The organism is Streptococcus bouchesdurhonensis, assembly GCF_948472335.1.
Genome location: NZ_CAOKTW010000002.1, coordinates 1 through 25385, shown reverse-complemented (window position 1 = coordinate 25385; position 25385 = coordinate 1). Strand labels below are relative to the sequence as shown.

The following is a 25385-nucleotide window of genomic DNA, read 5'->3' as shown; positions in this document are numbered from 1 at the left end:
TGTACAATTTTTTATCTTTTCCATCACTTCTGCTTGCCTTTAAATCGCCATTGGAAGCGGATCTTGTCATAGAAGGGAAATTCGATAAACAGGACTCCCAAACCCAGACAGAGACTGGCAAGAACGTCTGATGGATAATGAACTCCCAGATATACCCTTGATACCAGCACACTAACTAGGTAGAGGCCAAGGACGATTTGTACAATTTTTCTCCAGACTGGATTTTTAATTCGTTGACTGAGAATGACAATCAGAGTACCTACCATCAAAGTTACAGCCAGAGAATGCCCACTTGGGAAGGAAAATCCCTTCTCCTCCACAAGATGTAAGATAGCTGGTCGTGGGCGCTGGTAGATATTTTTAAAGGTCACGATTAAAAGACCCGCTAAAGCCAAATTCCCCAGCATGAAGAAACTTTCTATCTTCCATCGCTTACGATAAAAGACAAAAGCTGTAATAACAACCCAAGTGATAATCACTGGGATATCAATCAAGCGTGTGATGGCTTTGAAAAGAATAGTCAAGTAATCTGGCAAATCTCCTCGAACTACCGTTTGAATCAATTGGTCAAAACCGACCAGCGTTTCAGGGTAAAATTTGACCATGTAGCCAAGAATAACGAAAAGTAAAAGGGCAAAACTGCCCTTCATTAAAAATGTTTGTTTATCTTTCATAGTGTTTTAAGGTTGGTTTCAAAAGGACGTACAACAACCAGAATGAAACGGAAAAGATTACACCCTCAATCAAGTTAAAAGGTAATACCATGGTCATTAGGTAGTTGGAAAGTCCCAAAATTTTTCCAATATCAAAGTTAGCAAACTTAGCGTACAAAGGAACAGCATAAACATAGTTGAGAACCAACATGGCAAAGGTTAAACCAATAGTTCCAGCTAGAGCCTAGTAGGAAACGAAGGGTTGTCCGTTCCTTTTTCCAAATCAAAGCAAATACGATGACAAAAACTCCCAAAGCTACGATATTCATCGGCAAACCAATGTAAGTATTCACTCCTTGGCTGTTAAGAAGCAATTTCAAGAGTGAGCGAAGCAAGAGCACTCCTAGAGCAGCAGGCAAATCCATGACCACCAGACCCACAAGGACTGGCAAGATACTAAATTCGATCTTGAGGAAGGATGCCGCTGGCAAGAGCGGAAAGTCAAAGTACATCAGCACAAATGAGATGGCTGATAAGATCGCAATGGTCGAAAGTCGACGTGTGTTTGTCATAACAGGTTCCTCCAATTTTCTATAAAATCAGAAGAAGTTAGAAAGGATTCCTCTATCTATTCTCACTTTTTATATCCCAAAAGTTCCCTCTCACTCTATTAAGGAAATTCAAGCAAGCGGTTACAGTTTAGCTATAAATCTATCAGAACAGACAAAGCTATTCTTTCGTCTTCTCCCATCCAGACTATACTGTCGGTTGTGGAATCTCACCACATCAGCTTGCGCTCGCGGACTTATTTGGCTAAGATATTTTAGATTTATCTAGGCGTCGCAGTCGAAGATAATACTTAAAGTATATCGAGACAAGACAACGACGAGAAAGCTAAAATAGCTAGTCAAATTTACCATAAGTCGGGAATCACACCCTGCCCTGAAGACTCTTTTATCATAACAAAAAACGCTTGCAAGCGCAAGCATTTTGTTCATTTTCATTTTTTATTTCAATTTATCTGCTTCATAGGTATGAACGAGCTCAAGACCTGCAAAGTGCTGCTGGCGGAGGGCTTCGTAGACAATCATGCAGACGGTATTAGACACATTGAGACTGCGGACATGTTCATCATTCATGGGAATACGGAGAGCCTTCTCAGGATGTTCTCGCATAAAGTCCTCAGGCAAGCCCTTGTCTTCACGTCCAAAGAGAAAATAATGGTCCTCGTCAGTCGATAAATCCACATCAGAATACACTTTCTCAGCAAATTTTGAGATCAGATAGAGTTTGCCCTTCATATGAGACATGAAATCCTCCAAACTCTCGTAAAAATAAATCTCTAGTTTATCCCAATAATCCAATCCAGCTCGCTTCATCTTGCGGTCGTCAATAGGAAAGCCCATTGGCTTGATGATGTGGAGGGGAGAATTGGTCGCAGCACAAGTACGCGCGATATTGCCTGTATTTTGTGGAATTTGTGGTTCAAATAATACAATGTGATTTGTCATGACTTGCTTCCTTTCACCATTGCAAAAAAATAGCCACACTGCCCGGAGTCAAGCTCAGCAAACAGCGTGGTTAAGGCATCGTTAACTTACCTCACAACAGGTTTGAAGTAAATCAGCGAAACTACTTTCTTAGTATAACACTTTCAGAATCATTGTCAATAGAAACGACTTGATTTTTTCAATTTTTTCAAGCTATTTCCAAGGATTGTAAAATCGTCCTTGATTCTGCAAGATAAGTAGTAAACTAGCTACTAAAAACAAGGCTGCCAAGAACAAGGTAAGATAGTCTCCTTTTTTCAAGGCCTGATAACTATACCAAGTGCGTTTTTTCTCTTTCCCAAAGCGCCGAAGCTCCATGGCGGTCGCGATGGTATCAATGCGTTCTAGCGAGCTAAAAATCAAGGGAGTAATAATGCGCAAATTGCCTTTGATTCGTTGCATAAGAGAAGCTTTCTTGGATAATTCCATCCCACGCGCCTCCTGAGACATTTTGATAGTAAAGAATTCTTCCTGCAAATCTGGAATATAGCGCAAGGTCAGACTGACTGAATAGGCAATCTTGTAAGGCACACCAATTTGATTTAAACTAGAAGCAAACTGACTAGGATGGGTTGTCATCAAAAAGATAATAGCCAGAGGAATGGTACAAAGGTACTTAATGGCCAGATTTAGCAGATAAAAGAGCTCCTGGCTGGTCAGAGTGTAGGCACCGATTCCCTGCCAAATCACACTTCTCTCTCCGTAAAGTCCAACCCCATACTCAGGAGAAAAGAGATAGACCATCAAAACGTTTAAAACGGCAAATACCGTCGCAAAAACGGCCACAAAGGAAACATCTTTAAAACGGATTTCTGACAAATAGAGGAGAAAGACCGAAAAGATGGCAATCAGAACAAGCAGTCTGGTATCATAGCTAATCATGGCCGCCAATGACACGAGGATGAAAAAGAGAAGTTTACCAGCTCCTGACAAGCGATGAATCACAGTATCTCTATGCTGGTAACCAATTAATTTAGCTTGCATCCTTCTCTCCTTTCTTTGTAAAATGCCGTTAAAGCAAGTGGATCCACGTCTAGTTTTTTAGCCAAGTTGAAGATTGAAGTTTCTTTTAGATTGGCTTTTACTAACAGCTCAGGATTGCTCAACAGACTAGCTGGATCAGTATCAGCAATCAGTTCTCCATCAACCATGACAAGGGCCCTGTCTGAATAATCCAGCATCAATTGCATATCATGCGTAATCATGACGATGGTATGACCTTTTTGATGCAACTCTTCGAGAAATTCCATAATCTCAGTATAGTTCTTCTGGTCTTGACCTGCTGTCGGTTCATCTAAGAGGATAATTTCAGCTCCTAAAACCAAAATCGAGGCAATAGTGACACGTTTTTTCTGACCAAATGACAGGGCAGAAATAGGCCAATTACGGAATTCATAGAGACCACAGATTTTCAAAGTTTCATAGACTCTCGTTTCAATTTCCTTCTCATCCACACCTCGCAAACGAAGTCCCAGAGCCACCTCATCAAAAATCATGTTAGTTGAAATCATTTGATTAGGATTTTGCAGCACATAGCCTACTCGTTCCGCCCGCTCTGCAACAGAATCTCCTTTTATATCCTGCCCTTCCCAAAGATAGCGACCTTCCGTCTGAATAAAGCTACTTAAGGCCTTGGCTAGAGTTGACTTCCCTGCTCCATTTTTCCCGACAATGGCAATCTTTTCACCCTTTTTAATATCCAAATGTAGGGATTTTAAAATCGGTCTATCATCATAAGAAGAAACCTCCTCTAGTCTAAAAAGTGACTGCAAATCTGGCATCTCTTTTGCCAGTTCATTCTGCAACTGAACCTGACCTTTTGAGATAGACAAGTTATCCAGATCTGCTAACTGTTCTTCCTTGGCTAAATCCACACCCAATTGACGGAGAGTGGTGAGATAAAGGGGTTCGCGAATTCCATTTTGGGTCAACAAATCAGTCGCCAATAACTGATCAGGACTTCCATTAAAGAGGATACGGCCATCGTTTATCAAGACAATCCGATCCACAGGTCGATGCAGAACATCTTCCAAACGGTGCTCGATAATAAGGGTCGTCCCCTCCTCCTTATGAATCTGATCAATCAATTCAATAATATCCTGACCTGACTTGGGATCCAGATTGGCGAGTGGCTCATCAAACAAGAGAATCGGACTTTCATCAATCAAGACATAAGCTAGACTAACTCGCTGCTTTTGTCCACCAGACAAGTCTTGAGGACGCTGAGCTAGTAAAGGGAGAAGGTCCAGCTTTTCAGCCCATTTATGAACACGACTTTTCATCTCTTCTAGACTTGTTACATCATTTTCTAGAGCAAAAGCCAAGTCCTCTGCCACAGATAAGCCGATAAACTGCCCATCTGTATCCTGCAAAACTGTGCTAACCAGATGAGACTTATCATAGATGCTCATATCAAAGGCTGTTTGACCCTTTATCAAAAATTCTCCATATGTCTGACCCTTGTAAATATTGGGAATAATCCCATTCAAACACTGACCCAAGGTAGATTTACCTGATCCAGATGGTCCAACAATTAAGACTTTCTCTCCCTTGTAAATGGTCAAGTCTATCCCTTGCAAGGTCGGTTCTTGTTGTGTTTCATACTGGAAAGAGAAATCCTTCCACTCAATTATAGCTTCTTTCATCTTACTCTCTTCATTCGCTTCTTCTACTCAATGAAAATCAAAGAGCAAACCAGGAAGCTAGCCGTAGGTTGCTCAAAACACTGTTTTGAGGTTGCAGATAGAGCTGACGCGGTTTGAATTTAATTTTCGCAGAGTATTAGACTTCTATTTTATCATAAATCTACCCCTTCTTGCAGACTCTTCTATTAAAAACTTAGCGCCAAAAAGATTCCTATCCTAGCTTACTTGCCTAACTAATCTATAAACATCGAAAAAGACTGGTTGCCCAGCCTTCTCCATCATTTTAGTCCTTTTTCAAACTTCCTGCACGAGTTTGAGTTCCTGCATAGGCAAGCAAGAGAAGAGTTCCTGCAATAGCTACAGATACACCATTAGCAATTCCCGCAACAATTCCTTGGGCAAATACTTTTTCTGCAGCTTCTTGATAAATCACAACATCTCCAAGTGGTGCCAAGACACCCCAAACAAGGGCATTTGCAAGTAGTTGAATGAGGTTAAAAATAAGAATATCTTTCCAGTCAAAGACACCATTGATCACGCGAACGTACTTTCTAAATAGCCCCACAGCTAGACCAAAGAGCCCACTAGCGATAATCCAAGTCCACCACAGACCGTAACCAGCAAGAGAGTCCTTGATTGCATGACCAATCAACCCGACAAGCAAACCGATAATCGGTCCAAAAATAATAGAAAGTAGCGCTTGTACCGCATACTGAAGCTGGATGCTTGTATTTGGAACAGGGGTCGGAATGTTGATCATCCCGATGACGACAAAGAGGGCAGCGCCAATTCCTACAGCAACAACTTGTTTAATTGATTGATTTTTCATCTATATTCTCCTATTTTATGATTCTATTTTCTTTATTTCAATGGTCCAAGATGAACCGACACCTACATTATAGGCCTTGGCAAAGGAACCTTGGTTGATAGCCAGACCTAAACGATAGAGAGAGTTGATGTAAAGGATGGGTTGCTCAATTCTCACATCTGCAAATGATTTGCCATAAACAACCTGATTTTGATAGACCAGCATATCAGCGTGATAGATGGTCACTTCAAAACGGTCACCAAATTCTGGTTCCAGTTTGTAAAATTCTTCTCGCGTAATAGAGGTCCAAAGCGAACCAAAACGCACATCCAGAATATCAATGGCTCCCTTCACCAGATGATCTTCACTAATGGTCTCTACGACTGGAAGTTCCACAATCTGATTCACACTGAGCTCTGGCCCCACTTCCTCAAAAGAAATGTGACCACTGGCCAGTTTAGCACCAGTATAGGCATAGACATCACGACCGTGGAAAGTATAAGAATGCTCTGTGTTTTGACGCCTATTAGCTACCTCAGAAATTTCACGAACGGCTACAATACCAACGTGTTTCTTGATAAAAGAAAGAGTCCCATTATCTGGCGTGACAATGTATTGATTGTTTGCAGTCTTGGCAACCACACTCTTACGTTTCGAGCCGACACCTGGATCGACAACCGATACAAAAGTCGTTCCCTCAGGCCAGTAATCCACCGTCTGAAAGAGACGGTAACTACCCTCAAAAATATTATAAGGTGTGATATCGTGCGTCAAGTGATGAATTTTTAAGGTTGGAGACTCTTCTAAAGCCACTCCAATCATAGCCGATACCGCACCATCAACCAGACCAAAGTCTGATTGTAATACCAGTAAATTATTATTCATTTTATCTCCTTGTATATCCTTTATCATACCATATTTCAGAGAAAGTCGCTAATAGCTATTTCAATTGCTTAGGGTATAGTTTTACCTTATAGCAGATTTCCGCTAAAAGTTCTCCCTTATTGGCTAGTAGGTGCATTTTTTTGAAAAAGGATATGATAGTTACATCATGAAAAAGTAGGTTTTATTATGAAAATTATCCTTGTCGGAGGGGGAAAAGTTAGTTTTGCCCTCTGTCGCTCCTTGGTTGCAGAAAAGCATGATGTTTTGCTGATTGAGCAAGACGAAGCTGTTCTCAATCATATTGTCAGTCGCTTTGATATCATGGGTATCCTTGGTAACGGGGTCGATTTTGCCATTCTTGAGCAAGCCAGCGTCCAAGATTGTGATATCTTTATCACCCTGACTGAGTACGATGAAGTCAACATGATTGCAGCTGTTCTAGCCAAAAAAATGGGAGCTAAAGAGACCATCGTTCGGGTGCGGAACCCTGAATATTCTAACTCCTATTTCAAAGAAAAGAATATTCTCGGTTTTTCTCTTATCGTTAACCCTGAGCTCTTGGCTGCCCGCGCTATCGCCAACATCATTGACTTCCCCAACGCTCTATCTGTCGAACGTTTCTTTGGTGGACGGGTCAGCTTGATGGAATTCACTGTTAAATCCTCCAGTAGTCTTTGCCAAATGCCCATTTCTGATTTTCGGAAAAAAATTTGGCAATGTCATTGTCGTGCGATAGAAAGAGATCATCAAATTATCATTCCAAGCGGTAACATGACTGTACAGGATAAAGATAGAATCTTTGTCACTGGTAACCGTGTTGATATGATGCTCTTCCATAATTATTTCAAGTCTCGTGCCGTGAAGGGTCTTCTTATTGTTGGAGCTGGTAGAATTGCCTATTATCTACTAGGTATCCTCAAAGATAGTCGTATTGATACTAAGATTATTGAAATCAATCCTGAAATCGCTAGCTTCTTTAGCGAGAAATTCCCAAACCTCTACATCGTTCAAGGAGATGGTACCGCACAAGATATCCTGCTGGAAGAAAGTGCTCAAAACTATGATGCCGTTGCGACTCTAACAGGGGTCGATGAGGAAAATCTGATTACCTCTATGTTCCTGGACAGGGTAGGTGTACAGAAAAATATTACCAAGGTCAATCGTACCAGTCTCCTCGAAATTATCAATGCGCCTGATTTTTCAAGTATCATCACACCTAAAAGTATTGCCGTAGACACGATTATGCACTTTATTCGTGGTCGGGTTAATGCCCAGTATTCAGACCTTCAAGCCATGCACCATCTAGCCAATGGCCAAATCGAAACCCTGCAATTCCATATCAAGGAAGCCAATAAAATGACTGCCAAACCTCTTTCTCAACTGAAATTGAAAAAAGGGGTTCTTATTGCAGCTATCATTCGAAAGGGCAAAACGATTTTCCCAACTGGGGAGGATATGTTGGAAGTTGGAGACAAGCTCCTAGTAACAACCTTGTTGCCGAATATCACTAAGATTTATGACTTGATCGCGAGGTAAGAAATGAATAAAAGTATGATTCGCTACCTCCTTTCAAAGTTACTTTTGATTGAAGCGGTTCTCCTTTTGGTTCCTGTAGCTGTCGCTCTCTATTACCGTGAATCGAGCCAAGTCTTTACAGCCCTCTTTACAACGATTGGAATTCTGGTATTACTAGGTGGCTCAGGAATTTTACAAAAGCCAAAAAATCAACGGATTTATGCCAAGGAGGGAATCTTGATTGTGGCCCTCTGTTGAATCCTTTGGTCCTTCTTTGGTGGTCTCCCCTTTGTCTTTTCTGGGCAAATCCCTAGCGTTATTGATGCCTTTTTTGAAATTAGTTCTGGCTTTACAACTACTGGAGCAACTATTTTGAACGACGTTTCGGTTCTCAGCCGTTCCCTCCTCTTCTGGCGAAGTTACCCACTTGATTGGAGGGATGGGAGTGCTTGTTTTTGCACTTGCTATTATGGACAATGCCAAAAATAGCCACCTAGAGGTGATGAAGGCTGAGGTTCCAGGTCCTGTTTTTGGCAAGGTTGTATCCAAACTAAAAAACACTGCCCAGATTCTCTATCTCCTTTATCTAGCTCTCTTCTCCCTCTTTGTCATCATCTATTATCTAGCTGGCATGCCTCTCTACGATAGTTTTGTCATTGCTACGGGGACAGCGGGAACTGGAGGCTTTACCGTCTATAACGACGGAATTGCCCACTATGGCAGCTCACTGATTACCTATCTGGTCAGTATCGGAGTTCTGGTTTTTGGGGTAAATTTCAACCTCTACTACTACCTCATGTTCCGTCGCATCAAGGCCTTCTTTGGTGACGAAGAACTTCGGGCTTACTTGGTCATTGTACTGGTTTCTACAGGCTTGATTAGCCTCAACACCCTCTACCTCTACCCAGGGTTTTCAAAGAGCTTTGAAGGCCTTCTTCCAGGTTTCCAACATCATTACAACAACTGGTTTTGGATATGGAGATATTACCAACTGGCCCCTCTTCTCCCAGTTTATCCTCCTTTTCCTCATGGCAATCGGTGGCTCTGCTGGATCAACTGCAGGTGGACTCAAGATTATTCGAGGCCTCATCCTTTCAAAAATTGCCAAAAATCAAATTTTGTCCATTCTATCTCCCCACCGTGTTTTGACTCTCCATGTGAATCAAACGGTGATTGATAAGGATACCCAGCATAAAATTCTCAAGTATGGTAGATTGAAACTAGAATAGTACATCTGGACTTCTAAAACATTGTTAGAAATCGATTTGACTGTCCCGATTGATTTGTCCTATTCTTATTTCATTTTATTATATCTTTAAATCCCGATCAGACATTTCAGTACCTGACTTATCCTCAATGAAAATCTCTTCAAACTGCGTCAGATCTATCTGCCCGACTTTATCACTTAATTCTCCGCCGACCTTACTTAATCCCTTGGTACATCTGGATTTTCCGACTATTTTTCAACTTTTTTGTTTGTTGTATATAATTATGTATGCTATAATAGAGTATGGCATTTATTAAAACAACAACCAACAAAGAAGGGCGTACTCATGTCTATCTTGTGGAGGGATATCGAAAAGATGGAAAAGTCAGACAGCGTATTTTGAAAAAATATGGTCTCTTAGATGAACTAGAGGTAGAGGAACCTGATATCTTAGAACGTTTGAAACGTGAGGCAAAGGAAGGTCTACTAACAGAACCTCAATTCTTTCAAGTAAGCTATGACCTACTGGCTCCTATGAATGAGGTGGATCAGTCCTATGGTTGGATGGTCTTGGATAACCTGTTTGAAGAGTTAAAACTAACCGAGTTTCTAAAGACAGTGAAATCGAAATCAGAGTACGATTTGGCTCAAGTTTTAAAACTATTAGTTTTTCAGAGAGTCCTCAATCCAGATAGTAAGTTATCTACTTATGCTTCTCAAGTAAACTTATTTGGTCATTGGGAAATAAGCCTCAACGCTATTTATCGTTCGTTAGATAAGTTGGATACCTTGAAAGAAAAACTTCTGCTTCATCTTCATAAAGAAGTGAGTCGCATGACCAAGCGTGAAGCACGTTTAGTTTTCTACGATGTAACGAACTACTACTTTGAAACAGATATCCCCGATGAGACGGTTGTTTCAGTTGATGGTGAAATTCTAAAAGAAGGACTAAGAAGGCGAGGTCCTAGTAAGGAACATCGTCCCAAACCCATTGTCCAATTAGGATTATTTATGGATACGAATGGAATTCCCATCAGTTATAAGTTATTTAGAGGAAATCAAACAGATCCTATTACCTATCTTCCAGCTGTTGAGGAAGTTAAAAAACAGTTTGGAATTGAGCGTATTGTGGTGGTGGCCGATAAGGCTATGAATAGCTCTTACAATATTTCTGAGATGATTCATCAAAAAGATGGATGGCTCTTCTCCCAGAAGCATCGTGGACGGCGTGGCGCCTCAAAGGAGCTACAAACACAAATTCTAAATCCAAACGATTGGCAATTTAATAAGGAGTTGACCTTCGCAAAGAAGTCCTATCTACGTGAACGCAAGCTGGGAACGAAGAAGGATTCTCCACTTGTCAAAGAGAAAGTTCTGATTACTTGGTCTAAGAAATACGCTGATCGAGAACGGATTCGTCGGGAAGGTGCTTTAGAATATGCCAGCCAACTAACCAATGCGGAACTCTTTCGACAGACCAGTAAAAAAGGAGGCAAGAAATATCTAGACCTCCACTATCTGGATGAAAAAACAGGGGAACTAAAGCCTTTTTCCCCACTTGTTACCATTGACCATGAGCAGGTTGATTTTGATGCTCAGTTTGATGGTGTGAATGTTCTTGTAACAAGTGAAGTTGGAATGACAGATGAAGAGATGTTGGAGGCTTATAAAGAGTTAGCTAAGATTGAGGATTGCTTCCGCATCACGAAGACAGAGCTTGAAAGTAGACCTGTTTATGTATGGACAGAAAATCATATACAGGCACATTTTTTGACTTGTTTTATCGCTTTAATTCATCTTCGACTCCTCCAACATCAAATTAATTGGAAGATGAGTCCAAGGAGAATCGCTAATGCTCTCAACAGTGCCAAAGCAACTAGGTTACAAGATAATTACTATAGACTACAAGAAAGTCCAGATATGCAGCTACTAAATAGATTATTGGGCATGGAATGGAACAAAGGGTTCGTGAAGTTTGAAGAACTCAAAAATTACGCCAAAGCTCCATATACAACACCTAAACGAGATTAAAGAACAGCGAAATCCCTTGTCGCGCAAGGGGGTAGCTGCCCTTTTGTATTTTTTAAGTGATAAAGTCGGGATTATATCTTTAAATCCCGATCAGACATTTCAGTACCTGACTTATCCTCAATGAAAATCTCTTCAAACTGCGTCAGATCTATCTGCAACCTCAAAACAGTGTTTTGAGCAACCTGAGGATAGCTTCCTAGTTTGCTCTTTGATTTTCATTGAGGATTATTTTCAAATCCCCCCAACTCAACAAGTATCTTTGAATTCCAGTCAATTTCTAGCACTGTTTGAAACGTTTCAGCGGGCTATTTCAGATTCGGTCCACTATTCCTTTCCAAAAACATTGCATATTGCGCCGAAGGAATTGCTCACACTATCCCCAAGCACAAAACCCTCAGTCGACTGACCGAGGGTTCCTTTTCATTATTCAAGAACTTGATTAGCTCAATGCATCCAAGGCATCATCCATTGAAAGAACTTCGTGGAAGACACGTTGTGTCAATTCAGTTTTTTGTTCTGGAGTGAGGTATTTAGTGTTTACACAGTATCCAGAGATACGTACGATAACGTCTTCACCTGACATAATCTTTTCGTAAACATCGTTCAAGTCCATAACGTTCAAGTTAACGTGTTGTCCACCGTTTTCGTATGGGCAGCTTTAAAGCAGATGAAGGTCACTTCAAAAAAGATGACGAGCTTTAAGGAACAAGACCCAGAGAAAGTCGCTGAGTTTCTTGATATTTTGGATAACCTAAACGATTTACCAATCGTATACATTGATGAGACAGGAATCGACCGCTACCTCTATCGTCCTTATGCAGGGGCTCTAAAGGGGAGAAAGTCTATGAAAAGATTAGCGGACGTCGTTTTGAGCGAACTTCAATTGTTGCAGGACAAGTAGACAGAGAGTTTATAGCTCCCATGATTTACAAGAACAGCATGACAAGCGATTTCTTTGTGGAGTGGTTCAAAACGCAACTCCTGCCTGCTTTGAAGACACCTCATGTTATTATCATGGACAATGCTAGTTTTTATCCCAAGAACATTTTGGATGAACTCTGCATCCAAGATAAACACTTTTTCTTACCTCTACCGCCTTATTCACCAGATTTGAATCCTATTGAGCAAGCTTGGGCTATCTTGAAAAAGAAAGTAACAGATTTATTAAGGGAAGTCCCAACTATTTTTGAATGTTTGGAACGCTGATAACGAGAAAATTGTCAATGCCCTTAAACTAGCCTATTCTAACGCCAAACTAGAAGTCACTAATAATCTCATCAAACTTATCAAACGCAACGCCTTTGGTTTTCGGAACTTTAAAAACTTCAAAAAAAATGACGAAATTTGCCCTTTCTCGAGATTAGCTTTTCATCAACCCACTACAGTTGACAAAGAGCCGAAAAATGTCTCGCCTCTAATAACACGAGATAGATTATTATTACATAACAAAAAAAGAGGCCTAAACCTCTTAACTAAATTACTCCGCCAGTAGGACTCGAACCTACGACATCATGATTAACAGTCATGCGCTACTACCAACTGAGCTATGGCGGATTAAAGCTAAGCGACTTCCCTATCTCACAGGGGGCAACCCCCAACTACTTCCGGCGTTCTAGGGCTTAACTTCTGTGTTCGGCATGGGTACAGGTGTATCTCCTAGGCTATCGTCACTTAACTCTGAGTAATACCTACTCAAAATTGAATATCTATTCAAACCAAGAAAACCGTTCGCTTTCGTATTCTCAGTTACTTTGGATAAGTCCTCGAGCTATTAGTATTAGTCCGCTACATGTGTCGCCACACTTCCACTTCTAACCTATCTACCTGATCATCTCTCAGGGCTCTTACTGATATATAATCATGGGAAATCTCATCTTGAGGTGGGTTTCACACTTAGATGCTTTCAGCGTTTATCCCTTCCCTACATAGCTACCCAGCGATGCCTTTGGCAAGACAACTGGTACACCAGCGGTAAGTCCACTCTGGTCCTCTCGTACTAGGAGCAGATCCTCTCAAATTTCCTACGCCCGCGACGGATAGGGACCGAACTGTCTCACGACGTTCTGAACCCAGCTCGCGTGCCGCTTTAATGGGCGAACAGCCCAACCCTTGGGACCGACTACAGCCCCAGGATGCGACGAGCCGACATCGAGGTGCCAAACCTCCCCGTCGATGTGAACTCTTGGGGGAGATAAGCCTGTTATCCCCAGGGTAGCTTTTATCCGTTGAGCGATGGCCCTTCCATACGGAACCACCGGATCACTAAGCCCGACTTTCGTCCCTGCTCGAGTTGTAGCTCTCGCAGTCAAGCTCCCTTATACCTTTACACTCTGCGAATGATTTCCAACCATTCTGAGGGAACCTTTGGGCGCCTCCGTTACCTTTTAGGAGGCGACCGCCCCAGTCAAACTGCCCGTCAGACACTGTCTCCGATAGGATCACCTATCTGGGTTAGAGTGGCCATAACACAAGGGTAGTATCCCAACAACGTCTCCTTCGAAACTGGCGTCCCGATCTCATAGACTCCTACCTATCCTGTACATGTGGTACAGACACTCAATATCAAACTGCAGTAAAGCTCCATGGGGTCTTTCCGTCCTGTCGCGGGTAACCTGCATCTTCACAGGTACTAAAATTTCACCGAGTCTCTCGTTGAGACAGTGCCCAAATCATTACGCCTTTCGTGCGGGTCGGAACTTACCCGACAAGGAATTTCGCTACCTTAGGACCGTTATAGTTACGGCCGCCGTTTACTGGGGCTTCAATTCATACCTTCGCGTTACCGCTAAGCACTCCTCTTAACCTTCCAGCACCGGCAGGCGTCACCCCCTATACATCATCTTACGATTTAGCAGAGAGCTGTGTTTTTGATAAACAGTTGCTTGGGCCTATTCACTGCGGCTGACTTCAAGTCAGCACCCCTTCTCCCGAAGTTACGGGGTCATTTTGCCGAGTTCCTTAACGAGAGTTCTCTCGCTCACCTGAGGCTACTCGCCTCGACTACCTGTGTCGGTTTGCGGTACGGGTAGAGTATGTTTAAACGCTAGAAGCTTTTCTTGGCAGTGTGACGTCACTAACTTCGCTACTAAACTTCGCTCCCCATCACAGCTCAATGTTATAGAACTAAGCATTTAACTCAATTCACACCTCACTGCTTAGACAGACACTTCCAATCGTCTGCTTTAGTTAGCCTACTGCGTCCCTCCATCACTACATACTCTAGTACAGGAATATCAACCTGTTGTCCATCGGATACACCTTTCGGTCTCTCCTTAGGTCCCGACTAACCCAGGGCGGACGAGCCTTCCCCTGGAAACCTTAGTCTTACGGTGGACAGGATTCTCACCTGTCTTTCGCTACTCATACCAAGCATTCTCACTTCTATGCGTTCCAGCACTCCTCACGGTATACCTTCATCACACATAGAACGCTCTCCTACCATACCTATAAAGGTATCCACAGCTTCGGTAAATTGTTTTAGCCCCAGTACATTTTCGGCGCAGGGTCACTCGACTAGTGAGCTATTACGCACTCTTTGAATGAATAGCTGCTTCTAAGCTAACATCCTAGTTGTCTGTGCAACCCCACATCCTTTTCCACTTAACAATTATTTTGGGACCTTAGCTGGTGGTCTGGGCTGTTTCCCTTTCGACTACGGATCTTAGCACTCGCAGTCTGACTGCCGACCATAATTCTTTGGCATTCGGAGTTTATCTGAGATTGGTAATCCGGATGGACCCCTCACCCAAACAGTGCTCTACCTCCAAGAATCTCTAATGTCGACGCTAGCCCTAAAGCTATTTCGGAGAGAACCAGCTATCTCCAAGTTCGTTTGGAATTTCTCCGCTACCCACAAGTCATCCAAGCACTTTTCAACGTGCCCTGGTTCGGTCCTCCAGTGCGTCTTACCGCACCTTCAACCTGCTCATGGGTAGGTCACATGGTTTCGGGTCTACGTCATGATACTAAGGCGCCCTATTCAGACTCGGTTTCCCTACGGCTCCGTCTCTTCAACTTAACCTCGCATCATAACGTAACTCGCTAGGTTCATTCTACAAAAGGCACGCTCTCACCCATTAACGGGCTCGAACTTGTTGTAGGCACACGGTTTCAGGTTCTATTTCACTCCCCTCGGGTGCTTTTCACCTTTCCCTCACGGTACTGGTTCACTATCGGTCACTAGGGAGTATTTAGGGTTGGGAGATGGTCCTCCCAGATTCCGACGGGATTTCACGTGTCCCGCCGTACTCAGGATACTGCTAGGTACAAAGACTATTTTAAATACGAGGCTATTACTCTCTTTGGCTGATCTTCCCAAATCATTCTTCTATAATCTTTGAGTCCACATTGCAGTCCTACAACCCCGAAGAGTAAACTCTTCGGTTTGCCCTCCTGCCGTTTCGCTCGCCGCTACTAAGGCAATCGCTTTTGCTTTCTCTTCCTGCAGCTACTTAGATGTTTCAGTTCACTGCGTCTTCCTCCTCACATCCTTAACAGATGTGGGTAACAGGTAGTACCTGTTGGGTTCCCCCATTCGGAAATCCCTGGATCATCGCTCACTTACAGCTACCCAAGGCATATCGTCGTTTGTCACGTCCTTCTTCGGCTCCTAGTGCCAAGGCATCCACCGTGCGCCCTTATTAACTTAACCTTATTTTCTGACCTTTCAGTCATAAACTCTTATTAATACTACAGCGTTTTCGGTTTATTTTCTTGTTACTATTTGATATAGATATTCAATTTTCAATGTGCATTACTTGGTGATCTCTCACCAATGGAGCCTAGCGGGATCGAACCGCTGACCTCCTGCGTGCAAAGCAGGCGCTCTCCCAGCTGAGCTAAGGCCCCACAAGACCTCTCAAGACTAAACAAGACCAATGCGCAGTTCCTTTTCCTTAGAAAGGAGGTGATCCAGCCGCACCTTCCGATACGGCTACCTTGTTACGACTTCACCCCAATCATCTATCCCACCTTAGGCGGCTGGCTCCTTACGGTTACCTCACCGACTTCGGGTGTTACAAACTCTCGTGGTGTGACGGGCGGTGTGTACAAGGCCCGGGAACGTATTCACCGCGGCGTGCTGATCCGCGATTACTAGCGATTCCGACTTCATGTAGGCGAGTTGCAGCCTACAATCCGAACTGAGACTGGCTTTAAGAGATTAGCTTGCCGTCACCTACTTGCGACTCGTTGTACCAGCCATTGTAGCACGTGTGTAGCCCAGGTCATAAGGGGCATGATGATTTGACGTCATCCCCACCTTCCTCCTAGTTTATAACGGCAGTCTCGCTAGAGTGCCCAACTGAATGATGGCAACTAACAATAGGGGTTGCGCTCGTTGCGGGACTTAACCCAACATCTCACGACACGAGCTGACGACAACCATGCACCACCTGTCACCTCTGTCCCGAAGGAAAACTCTATCTCTAGAGCGGTCAGAGGGATGTCAAGACCTGGTAAGGTTCTTCGCGTTGCTTCGAATTAAACCACATGCTCCACCGCTTGTGCGGGCCCCGTCAATTCCTTTGAGTTTCAACCTTGCGGTCGTACTCCCCAGGCGGAGTGCTTAATGCGTTAGCTGCGGCACTAAACCCCGGAAAGGGTCTAACACCTAGCACTCATCGTTTACGGCGTGGACTACCAGGGTATCTAATCCTGTTTGCTCCCCACGCTTTCGAGCCTCAGCGTCAGTTACAAGCCAGAGAGCCGCTTTCGCCATAATGTTCCTCCATATATCTACGCATTTCACCGCTACACATGGAATCCCACTCTCCCCTCTTGCACTCAAGTTAAACAGTTTCCAAAGCCTACTATGGTTAAGCCACAGCCTTTAACTTCAGACTTATCTAACCGCCTGCGCTCGCTTTACGCCCAATAAATCCGGACAACGCTCGGGACCTACGTATTACCGCGGCTGCTGGCACGTAGTTAGCCGTCCCTTTCTGGTAAGATACCGTCACAGTGTGAACTTTCCACTCTCACACTCGTTCTTCTCTTACAACAGAGCTTTACGATCCGAAAACCTTCTTCACTCACGCGGCGTTGCTCGGTCAGACTTCCGTCCATTGCCGAAGATTCCCTACTGCTGCCTCCCGTAGGAGTCTGGGCCGTGTCTCAGTCCCAGTGTGGCCGATCACCCTCTCAGGTCGGCTATGTATCGTCGCCTTGGTGAGCCGTTACCCCACCAACTAGCTAATACAACGCAGGTCCATCTGGTAGTGATGCAATTGCACCTTTTAAGCAAATGTCATGCAACATCTACTCTTATGCGGTATTAGCTATCGTTTCCAATAGTTATCCCCCGCTACCAGGCAGGTTACCTACGCGTTACTCACCCGTTCGCAACTCATCCAGAGAAGCAAGCTCCTCCTTCAGCGTTCTACTTGCATGTATTAGGCACGCCGCCAGCGTTCGTCCTGAGCCAGGATCAAACTCTCATTAAAAGTTTGAGTTCTCACTCATTTCTGTCACTGACAGATTTATTGTTTTTTTCATTGTTCAGTACTACAACTTCAGTTGTAGTGCCCTGCACATTGGTTCGTCTTGTTCAGTTTTCAAAGGTCTTTGTCACTTACTTCTCTCAAGCGACAACTATATTAGTATATCACAATCACTTTCGCTTGTCAACACTTTTTTTGAAACTTTTTTAATCTTTTTTTCATCAAGTGTTCCAACCGCAACATACTATAGTCCGTACGGGATTCGAACCCGTGTTACCGCCGTGAAAAGGCGGTGTCTTAACCCCTTGACCAACGGACCAGAGTTGTTATTTTCAACTCTTACTATTATACAATCTTTTCAAACTTTGTCAACTACTTTTTTAAACTTTTTTAAACTTTTTACAATTTGCTAACTTCTCGGGACTTTGACAGTTGTGAAGTGAAAAACTCCTCATAAAGGTTGATATAAGGGATTTTCTTGTCAAATTTCACCGTTTTTTATTTGCGTACTTTTCCGTACTTTGTTATAATAGAGCGAGGTATAAAAAGATGAGAGTGAAACAATCAAAGTCAAAAAACACTATCAACTACGCTATTATTAAAGACATCAAGGTTGGAAATAAACGGACTTCTACTATCGTAGAAAACTTAGGCAATCATAACACACTCTTAAAAGAACATCCTGATATGGAACCTCTTGAGTGGGCTCGTTTACGTGCCAAGGAATTAACTGAGAAAGAAAAAGAAGAAAATAAAGATTTCCTCATTACCTTTAGTCAGAACAAACAGTTAAAACAAAATCAATTGAACGAATATCATGGAGGCTATCTCTTCCTACAAGACCTCTATCATCAACTAGATTTGCCTAGAATTAACAAAGAAATCCAAAAACGACATCGTTTTAATTTCTCTCTAGATGATATCCTATCTCGATTGATTTATGGACGGATTCTAGCTCCTGCTTCAAAACGATCCACCCTAGAATTTTCAAAAACATTACTCGAACCTAAAGAATTTGAACTCCAACATTTTTATCGGGCTCTTGAAGTTATTTCTAATGAAACAGAGTTTATACAAGAACAAACCTATCAAACTTCAAAAAAGATGACCCAACGACAGACAGAAGTTCTCTACTATGACTGTACTAACTTCTATTTTGAAATTGAAGCTGAAGATGAGGAAGGACTTCTGAGACAATACGGTCCATCTAAAGAACATCGCCCAAATCCAATTGTGGAGATGGGACTCTTTATGGACAAACAAGGAATTCCCCTAGCTTTCTGTATCCACCCTGGAAATACAAATGAACAAACTACTCTTAAACCATTAGAAAGAAAGATTGTCAAGGAGTACAAGGCTTCAAAATTTGTAGTCTGTACAGATGCTGGACTCTCATCAAAAGCCAATAAGATGTACAATTCTTTTGGGGAACGTTCCTATGTCACAACTCAATCTATCAAGAAGTTAAAGAAAGAATACAGAGACTGGGCTTTGGATAAAAGTGGTTGGCGAATGGTTGGGGATAAGAATCCTATCTTTTACAATCTGGATGAGCTAGAGCACAGAGAGGAATTAAAAAAACAGCTCTTCTTTAAAGAATCTCCTTTTTATGATGAAGATTTACCAAATCAACGCTTGATTGTGACCTTTTCTACTAAATATCAAGACTATCATCGAACGATACGAGAGAGACAGATTGAACGGGCTAGTAAGTTACTGGGCAAGCCCAGCCAAGCTACCAAGAAGAGACAAACCGATTTTAAGAGATTTCTGAAAGAAACAAGTACTACCAAAGAAGGGGAAATCGCCGAGAAAAGGATTCTAACTCTTGATGAGGAACGTATTCAAGAAGAGGCTCAATATGATGGTCTCTACGCCGTAGCCACTAATCTAGATGAAGATATCCAGACAATTGTAGTCATCAATCAAAGGCGGTGGGAAATTGAAGAGAGTTTTCGTATCATGAAGCAGGAACTACGAGCCAGACCCGTTTATCTCAGCCGTTCAGATAGGATTCAAGCACATTTCACTATTTGTTTCCTAGCACTAATGATTTATCGTCTCTTGGAAAAACAACTAGGAGAAACAGTCACCTGTTCAGAACTCATCCAAACCTTACGCAATTACAAGTTCAAACATCTTTATGGAGCAGGATATCTTCCAACTTACACCAGAACAACTATCACGGATCAACTCCACCAAGCATTTGGTTTCCAAACTGATTTTGAGATTATAAGCGAAAAAAATATGAAAAAAATTTTTAAGAAAACCAAATCTAGATAAAAAGTACGCATTTTTTAAAAAGAGAAAAAGAGCTCCGAAAAGCTGTCATATCAGTATTTAGGGGCTCTTTGATTTCGAAAAACTGTCAAAGATGGGATTATAACACAAGTTTTTTCGATTTTCACTAGAGGAAATGGATTTTATTCAGTAAATCCAACTAGGATAGCACTTTTGTTGCCAAGATGGTCTTGCCTTTCCATCCTTATCAACATTCAAAAAACAAACTAGACCATTATCTGAAAATAGAAAGTTTCTACCAAGTTTGACAAAGTCCGCTCAAACTACTGTTTAGAGTTTGTAGATATAATCGACAAAAACAATCATACTGCACCTTTTATTGACAGTCTACTCCAGACATATCATAGTTCAAGTAAATACTTTGAAATTCAACAGTTCTTATAGGCGCTATTGTATTCTAAGAAATCAATAGAAGAATTTCTAACCAAACATCTATTACTCAATGAAAATCAAAGAGCAAACTCGAAAACTAGCCACAGGTTGCTCAAAACACTGTTTTGAGGTTGCAGATAGGGCTGACGTAGTTTGAAGAGATTTTCGAAGAGTGTAATTTATGTGTTCCTGAAACAGAAATGTATGCTCTTTTTGATTTCACATGATACTGAAGTTAGACTAGTACAACGGCACTTCTAAAACAAGTAAAAGGTAGCTAATTCCCTGTATAGCAAGGAGTTTCACTACCCTTTTTACTTTTTCTTACAGCTACGGTTTGATAGACTCATTTTAAAATCACGAGCCTAGTCATTTTCTACCTTATCCTCTACCTGAGGATAAAGAGTCGTTCCCCAAATAGAAATCGTCCGCTTACGCACTAGTGGCAAATCGGTTTTTTCATAAACCGTACGCCACCATTCCCAGGCAAGTCCGAGACACTCTCTAATTTTGACAGAGAGATTGCGAACATTCCCTTTTAAAGGAATACTAGTGGTAAAATGAGCCGTCAAATCCTGCCCATTTCTGTCCCAAGCCTTAGGAGTCAAAACTTCCTTACCTTGATTATCATAGGATAATTCATCCCAAGTAATGTAATATTGGGCAACATAGGCACCACTATGATCCAAAAGTAAATCTCCGTTTCTGTAAGCTGTCACCTTAGTCTCAACATAGTCTGTACTGTTTTGAAAGCTCGCAACTACATTGTCCCGTAAAAAAGAAGTTGTATAGGAAATCGGCAAACCTGGGTGATCTGCTGTAAAGCGACTGCCTTCTTGAATCAAGTCCTCTACCATATCCACCTTGCCTGTTACAACTCGGGCACCCGAACTCGGGTCGCCCCCTAAAATAACCGCCTTCACTTCTGTATTGTCCAAAATCTGTTTCCACTCTGTCTGAGGAGCTACCTTGACTCCTTTTATCAAAGCTTCAAAAGCAGCCTCTACTTCATCACTCTTACTCGTGGTTTCCAACTTGAGATAGACTTGGCGCCCATAAGCAACACTCGAAATATAGACCAAAGGACGCTCTGCAGAAATTCCTCTCTGTCTTAAATCCTCTACCGTTACAGTATCTTGAAACACATCTCCTGGATTTTTAACAGCATCTACGCTGACTGTATAATAAATCTGCTTAAAATTAACAATCTGAATCTGCTTTTCGCCCGAATGGACAGAATTAAAATCAATATCAAGAGAATTCCTGTCTTTTCAAAGTCAGAACCAAACTTGACCTTGAGTTGTTCCATGCTGTGAGCCGTGATTTTTTCATACTGCATTCTAGCTGGGACATTATTGACCTGACCATAATCTTGATGCCACTTGGCCAACAAATCGTTTACCGCTCCGCGAACACTTGAATTGCTGGGATCTTCTACTTGGAGAAAGCTATCACTACTTGCCAAACCAGGCAAATCAATACTATAAGTCATCGGAGCACGATCGACCGCAAGAAGAGTGGGATTATTCTCTAACAAGGTCTCATCCACTACGAGAAGCGCTCCAGGATAGAGGCGACTATCGTTGGTAGCCGTCACGGAAATATCACTTGTGTTTGTCGACAGGCTCCGCTTCTTTCTTTCGATAACAACAAACTCATCGGGTAGCTGATTCCCCTCTTTGATGAAACGATTTTCAATACTTTCTCCCTGATGGGTCAAGAGTTTCTTTTTATCGTAATCCATAGCTAGTATAAAGTCATTTACTGCTTTATTTGCCATATTCTTCCTCCTAATAAGTTCCTGGATTGAGTTGCATAAACTCAGACTTGTTCAGCGAAATCAGCCGTGGTTGGACTAAGTGATCCAAAACTTCCTCGTACAATTCTTCTGAGACATTGCGTCGCCGTCTGGCTAGATAAGAAGTCGGAATGACCGTATTATCTAACATAAATACCTTATCTAAGTCAATCAAGGTTGGTCTTGTAAAAGGATTACGAGCTAGATCCTACTCTTCTATCATAAAGTTCTTGACCAAACGTCTGGTCAAGAGAGCTGGTTTGAAGGTCTGATTTTTAACCAACTCTTTGTTTTTAGTCATGCTGTTGTCAATACAAATATACATATGATTCTTCACAGCCAAATCGCTACTAATAGTCGGAAAAGGCAAATAAAGAGCTACAACATCTCCTCTCTTAATCAAGCAAGAGCACCCCCTTTTCTCCTAATGTAACATAGACAGGATTGACCAAGTCTTCTGATTGACTCAGTGCTTCCAAAGTTTGAGTTTGGCGCCCTGTCAATTTAGTAGCATCTTGTCTCTTCAATACAAAATGCTTGTCGCCAATTACCTTGACACTATAATCCTTCTCCAAAGCTGACTGGTAAATCCACATCAGATGCTGTCTGTCCTGAGAACTCAAGAGAGAAGGATGTTCAAGTCCCCCAATAGTCTGATAAAAATCAAAAACAGGAGCTAACTCTTGCCAATCTGACTGGCTAGTTGTCAAGGCTAGAAAAAGGGCTTTGCGAGCTGATACTTCTTGATTAGCCTTGAGAGTCCCTTTTCCCTCCAAGTTTGTTAGAAAGTGGGAAACTCCAGAAAGCAAATCTTTCTCTAACTGCGAGAAATAAAAACCTTGCCTTCCCAGACATAAGTCTCTCAAGTCGCTTTCTCTAGCAAATAAGAGTTCAAATAGTTGATAGTAAAAGAAAAATATCTGGCACTGAGTCGCGCTCATCTTTTCCTTATCGGCTTCTTTTTCAACCAGAGCAAGGGCAATAGGTAGCTGGATTGAAACATTTCCTCCACCTCCTATTCTTTTTTCTCTGGAGCATCTGCACTAGCTGCTACTTCTTTTGACTGGATACTTTCCCACTGGTTGATTTCCTCTGAGATAAGACCTTCGCATGTCTTGACAAATAGGGCAAAATCCTTGGTTTTTCCTGCATATTTCTCCGTTTGACATTGATAGAGGAATTTTTCTCTCTCCAGGAGTTGCGCAGTCTTTTGGTAAGAAATCCAGTGTTCCTTGGCATTATACAAATTGAGAATCCCCTCACACAGCAAGCCTAGACTGGACAAGGCAACCGAAATCAAACGGTAGCGATCACCTGGCATAGGAATAGCACAAAAAACAGCTATGAGAAAACCTGCCACGATTTCTGTTATTTTTAATACCTTATAGCGTCTACGATGTTGAACGCTTTTCTTTAAAAAATGAGCTATCTGTACGTCTAATCGCTCTGTCAAGTACATTTCTTCTGGCGTCATGTTCGTAATCCCTTTCATTTACTTTGATAATCATAGTATAACATATTTGAATATCAAAGTATAGTAAAAACTGAACTATAACTTATTATAAAATCCAAATATGAAATATTTGTGAAATAAGGAAAAATATCACAAAAAGGATGGAACAAAAGTTTCAAAATGATAAAAGCGCATAATATCTTGCCTTAAAAAGCTTGATATTATGCGTTTTATCAGAGAAAGATTTTCTAAATGTTCACCTCAAATTGAGTTTTTCCAACATTCTTTCAATCAGTATTCTAGCTGGTTTCCGACTCGTCTAAACTTTGCTTATCTTAGCTGAGCAAGAATAGCTTTGAGTTTCTCAATCAACTCATCTTCTGTGTGGTCAGACTCTTTCTCATTGGCTAGGAAGGCAACTGCTTGAGCGAGAGCTTCTCGTGCTTGGTCGAGGACTTTCGCATCTACACTTGTAAGGTCGCTTTCTTGCAGAACCTTAGTCAATTCCTTGGTCAATTTCTTGAGTTCTGACTCTTTCTTGCGACGCGCGATGAGGAAGAGAAGGAGACCAAGAAGGGCGAGCAGGCTACCAATCATGGTACCGTATGGAAGATGACCTTGCTCTTTCCTTGTTTCTTTCGTTTTTTCTTCATCCTTAGTCGCTTGCTTGCCTCTCAAGGATTCGAGTGCTTCTTTGACCTTAGCAGTAATCTCTCTCAAACCTGCCTCTGACAAGTCAGCATTTCTAAGGGCTTCTTGACCCTCTCCGAGAATGATCTTCGCAGCGTCAATGACAGATTGATCAATACCATCCAAGTCTTTCAAACGAGTTTCCAAGTCTTGAATCAACTCTCTTAAGACGGATTTATCAACCTGTTTCTCTTGACTCGATTGAGCGCCTCCAGCAAAGGCTACACTTCTACGGCTACGCACTGCTGGTCTCGCAGAACTTTCAGATAGCCCTTGTGGAGACTCTGCTTCTGTCGCATTTCCTGTTCCCCTCTGTTGACTAGATAAACTAGTAGCTTGATCCGTCGAATCACCTAAATGAGCTGGAGTGCTTGGAGTAGTAGGCTGAGTTTGGTTATTTGCATCACCTTGACTGCCATCACCAGATGGAGCTGGTCTATCTCCTTGGCTAGCCGTATCCCCTCTATTATCTGAACCTGTTTGGTTGCCACCATTACTTGGTGTGAATGAGTTTCCTTGGTTAATACGATCAGAAAGATCTTTAAGAATTTTATCAAGGGCAGTTAAGCCGTCTTCCTTAGCCTGATTAACCGCTTCTTGGTCACCTGTCAGGGCTTGCTTTCTGCTTCTCATATTTGGCGCTTTCTGCTTCGTCAAGCGATGTGCGATGCGCTTCTCTGCTTGTTACAATCCTTGTTTTTGACGTCCGTCCGTTTCGACTCGCGTTACCTCTTGCCGATTAACGCTTTCCTGCTTGGTCAATGGCGGTCTTAGCTTTTTCTGCTTCCTCAGTAACCTTCGCTTTGGCGGTCTTCTTCTCTGCTTCCGTCAAGTCTGGATTGTTGCCGATGGCAGTCGTCTTCTCATTCGCTTTGTCTACAATCGCTTGTTTTTGACCGTCGCGTCCGATTGGATTCAGACCATCAAGGGCAGTTAAGCCGTCTTCCTTAGCCTGATTAACCGCTTCTTGGTCACCTGCTTGGTCAATGGCGGTCTTAGCTTTTTCTGCTTCCTCAGTAACCTTCGCTTTGGCGGTC

General features: G+C 42.2%; 15 protein-coding genes, 3 tRNA genes, 3 rRNA genes, 6 pseudogenes and 1 riboswitch. Of the genes and pseudogenes, 7 read left to right on the top strand and 20 right to left on the bottom strand.

Annotation, left to right across the window (positions count from 1 at the left end; translation table 11 throughout):
- Positions 1-23: 23 nt before the first annotated feature.
- From QMQ21_RS02875 to QMQ21_RS02845, 7 genes and pseudogenes are all read right to left on the bottom strand, one after another.
- Entirely contained in the window at positions 24-674 is a 651-nt protein-coding gene (locus QMQ21_RS02875; RefSeq protein ID WP_000653436.1) for a phosphatase PAP2 family protein, read from the bottom strand.
- Positions 664-1225, bottom strand: a pseudogene (locus tag QMQ21_RS02870) (ECF transporter S component). Before QMQ21_RS02870 ends, QMQ21_RS02875 begins: the two are co-directional and overlap by 11 nt.
- Positions 1226-1388: 163 nt before the next feature.
- Positions 1389-1607, bottom strand: a riboswitch (FMN riboswitch).
- 53 nt (positions 1608-1660) lie between these two features.
- Positions 1661-2164: a tRNA (cytidine(34)-2'-O)-methyltransferase gene (locus tag QMQ21_RS02865; RefSeq protein WP_000181376.1), complete on the bottom strand. Its 504-nt coding sequence runs from the start codon at positions 2162-2164 to the stop codon at positions 1661-1663.
- Between the two features lie 192 nt (positions 2165-2356).
- Positions 2357-3187 (bottom strand): energy-coupling factor transporter transmembrane component T family protein, encoded by an 831-nt coding sequence (locus tag QMQ21_RS02860; RefSeq protein WP_001148088.1) that lies wholly within the window; start codon positions 3185-3187, stop codon positions 2357-2359.
- Entirely contained in the window at positions 3172-4848 is a 1677-nt protein-coding gene (locus tag QMQ21_RS02855; protein ID WP_261813875.1) for an ABC transporter ATP-binding protein, read from the bottom strand. The genes QMQ21_RS02860 and QMQ21_RS02855 overlap by 16 nt, the downstream gene beginning before the upstream one ends.
- A 283-nt stretch (positions 4849-5131) precedes the next feature.
- Positions 5132-5677: an ECF-type riboflavin transporter substrate-binding protein gene (locus tag QMQ21_RS02850; RefSeq protein ID WP_000795930.1), complete on the bottom strand. Its 546-nt coding sequence runs from the start codon at positions 5675-5677 to the stop codon at positions 5132-5134.
- 15 nt (positions 5678-5692) lie between these two features.
- The gene (locus QMQ21_RS02845; RefSeq protein ID WP_261813874.1) at positions 5693-6541 is read right to left on the bottom strand and encodes an SAM hydrolase/SAM-dependent halogenase family protein; all 849 of its coding nucleotides are present in this window, start codon (positions 6539-6541) and stop codon (positions 5693-5695) included.
- A gap of 186 nt (positions 6542-6727) precedes the next feature.
- Here QMQ21_RS02845 and trkA point away from each other — a divergent pair, with 186 nt between their 5' ends.
- From trkA to QMQ21_RS02825, 4 genes and pseudogenes are all read left to right on the top strand, one after another.
- Positions 6728-8077, top strand: a complete 1350-nt coding sequence (gene trkA, locus QMQ21_RS02840) for a Trk system potassium transporter TrkA (protein ID WP_000691705.1) — start codon at positions 6728-6730, stop codon at positions 8075-8077.
- Between the two features lie 3 nt (positions 8078-8080).
- A complete protein-coding gene (locus QMQ21_RS02835; protein WP_007285018.1) occupies positions 8081-8314 on the top strand; it encodes a hypothetical protein in 234 nt (77 codons plus the stop codon).
- Positions 8315-9264 (top strand): annotated as a pseudogene (locus QMQ21_RS02830) (TrkH family potassium uptake protein); the annotation flags it as partial.
- A gap of 302 nt (positions 9265-9566) precedes the next feature.
- Positions 9567-11294, top strand: coding sequence for an IS1634 family transposase (locus QMQ21_RS02825; protein WP_000874118.1), 1728 nt, complete (start codon positions 9567-9569; stop codon positions 11292-11294).
- 439 nt (positions 11295-11733) lie between these two features.
- On the opposite strand, the pseudogene QMQ21_RS02820 reads toward QMQ21_RS02825, so the two are convergent.
- A pseudogene (locus QMQ21_RS02820) lies at positions 11734-11943 on the bottom strand (glycine radical domain-containing protein); the annotation flags it as partial.
- Between the two features lie 39 nt (positions 11944-11982).
- Here QMQ21_RS02820 and QMQ21_RS19250 point away from each other — a divergent pair.
- On the top strand, positions 11983-12195 hold the full coding sequence (locus tag QMQ21_RS19250; RefSeq protein WP_345774398.1) for a hypothetical protein: 213 nt from the start codon (positions 11983-11985) through the stop codon (positions 12193-12195).
- Positions 12147-12627, top strand: a pseudogene (locus QMQ21_RS19245) (transposase); the annotation flags it as partial. The gene QMQ21_RS19250 and the pseudogene QMQ21_RS19245, both read left to right, overlap by 49 nt.
- A 147-nt stretch (positions 12628-12774) precedes the next feature.
- Here the strand turns inward: QMQ21_RS19245 and QMQ21_RS02805 are convergent.
- From QMQ21_RS02805 to QMQ21_RS02780, 6 genes are all read right to left on the bottom strand, one after another.
- Positions 12775-12848 (bottom strand) — tRNA-Asn (locus tag QMQ21_RS02805).
- 5 nt (positions 12849-12853) lie between these two features.
- Positions 12854-12969, bottom strand: a 5S ribosomal RNA gene (rrf, locus tag QMQ21_RS02800).
- A 76-nt stretch (positions 12970-13045) separates the two neighbouring features.
- Positions 13046-15945, bottom strand: a 23S ribosomal RNA gene (locus tag QMQ21_RS02795).
- 124 nt (positions 15946-16069) lie between these two features.
- Positions 16070-16142: transfer RNA gene (locus QMQ21_RS02790), tRNA-Ala, on the bottom strand.
- A gap of 51 nt (positions 16143-16193) precedes the next feature.
- Positions 16194-17737: ribosomal RNA gene (locus QMQ21_RS02785) — 16S ribosomal RNA — on the bottom strand.
- The 16S, 23S and 5S rRNA genes sit together here with 3 tRNA genes alongside, the layout of an rRNA operon.
- Positions 17738-17981: 244 nt before the next feature.
- Positions 17982-18053 (bottom strand) — tRNA-Glu (locus QMQ21_RS02780).
- A gap of 230 nt (positions 18054-18283) precedes the next feature.
- On the opposite strand from QMQ21_RS02780, the gene QMQ21_RS02775 reads away from it, so the two are divergent.
- A complete protein-coding gene (locus QMQ21_RS02775) occupies positions 18284-20017 on the top strand; it encodes an IS1634 family transposase (protein WP_016399281.1) in 1734 nt (577 codons plus the stop codon).
- A gap of 755 nt (positions 20018-20772) precedes the next feature.
- On the opposite strand, the pseudogene ply reads toward QMQ21_RS02775, so the two are convergent.
- From ply to QMQ21_RS02745, 6 genes and pseudogenes are all read right to left on the bottom strand, one after another.
- Positions 20773-22187: pseudogene (ply, locus tag QMQ21_RS02770) on the bottom strand (cholesterol-dependent cytolysin pneumolysin).
- A gap of 10 nt (positions 22188-22197) precedes the next feature.
- Positions 22198-22530: pseudogene (locus tag QMQ21_RS02765) on the bottom strand (hypothetical protein).
- Positions 22531-22600: 70 nt separating this feature from the next.
- The gene (locus QMQ21_RS02760) at positions 22601-23146 is read right to left on the bottom strand and encodes a hypothetical protein (RefSeq protein ID WP_261813869.1); all 546 of its coding nucleotides are present in this window, start codon (positions 23144-23146) and stop codon (positions 22601-22603) included.
- Between the two features lie 74 nt (positions 23147-23220).
- Positions 23221-23679: a DUF4231 domain-containing protein gene (locus tag QMQ21_RS02755; protein ID WP_261813868.1), complete on the bottom strand. Its 459-nt coding sequence runs from the start codon at positions 23677-23679 to the stop codon at positions 23221-23223.
- A 309-nt stretch (positions 23680-23988) separates the two neighbouring features.
- Positions 23989-24981 (bottom strand): hypothetical protein, encoded by a 993-nt coding sequence (locus QMQ21_RS02750; RefSeq protein WP_261813867.1) that lies wholly within the window; start codon positions 24979-24981, stop codon positions 23989-23991.
- A gap of 106 nt (positions 24982-25087) precedes the next feature.
- The coding region (locus QMQ21_RS02745) for a DUF1542 domain-containing protein (protein ID WP_261813866.1) at positions 25088-25385 on the bottom strand (298 nt) is incomplete at its 5' end.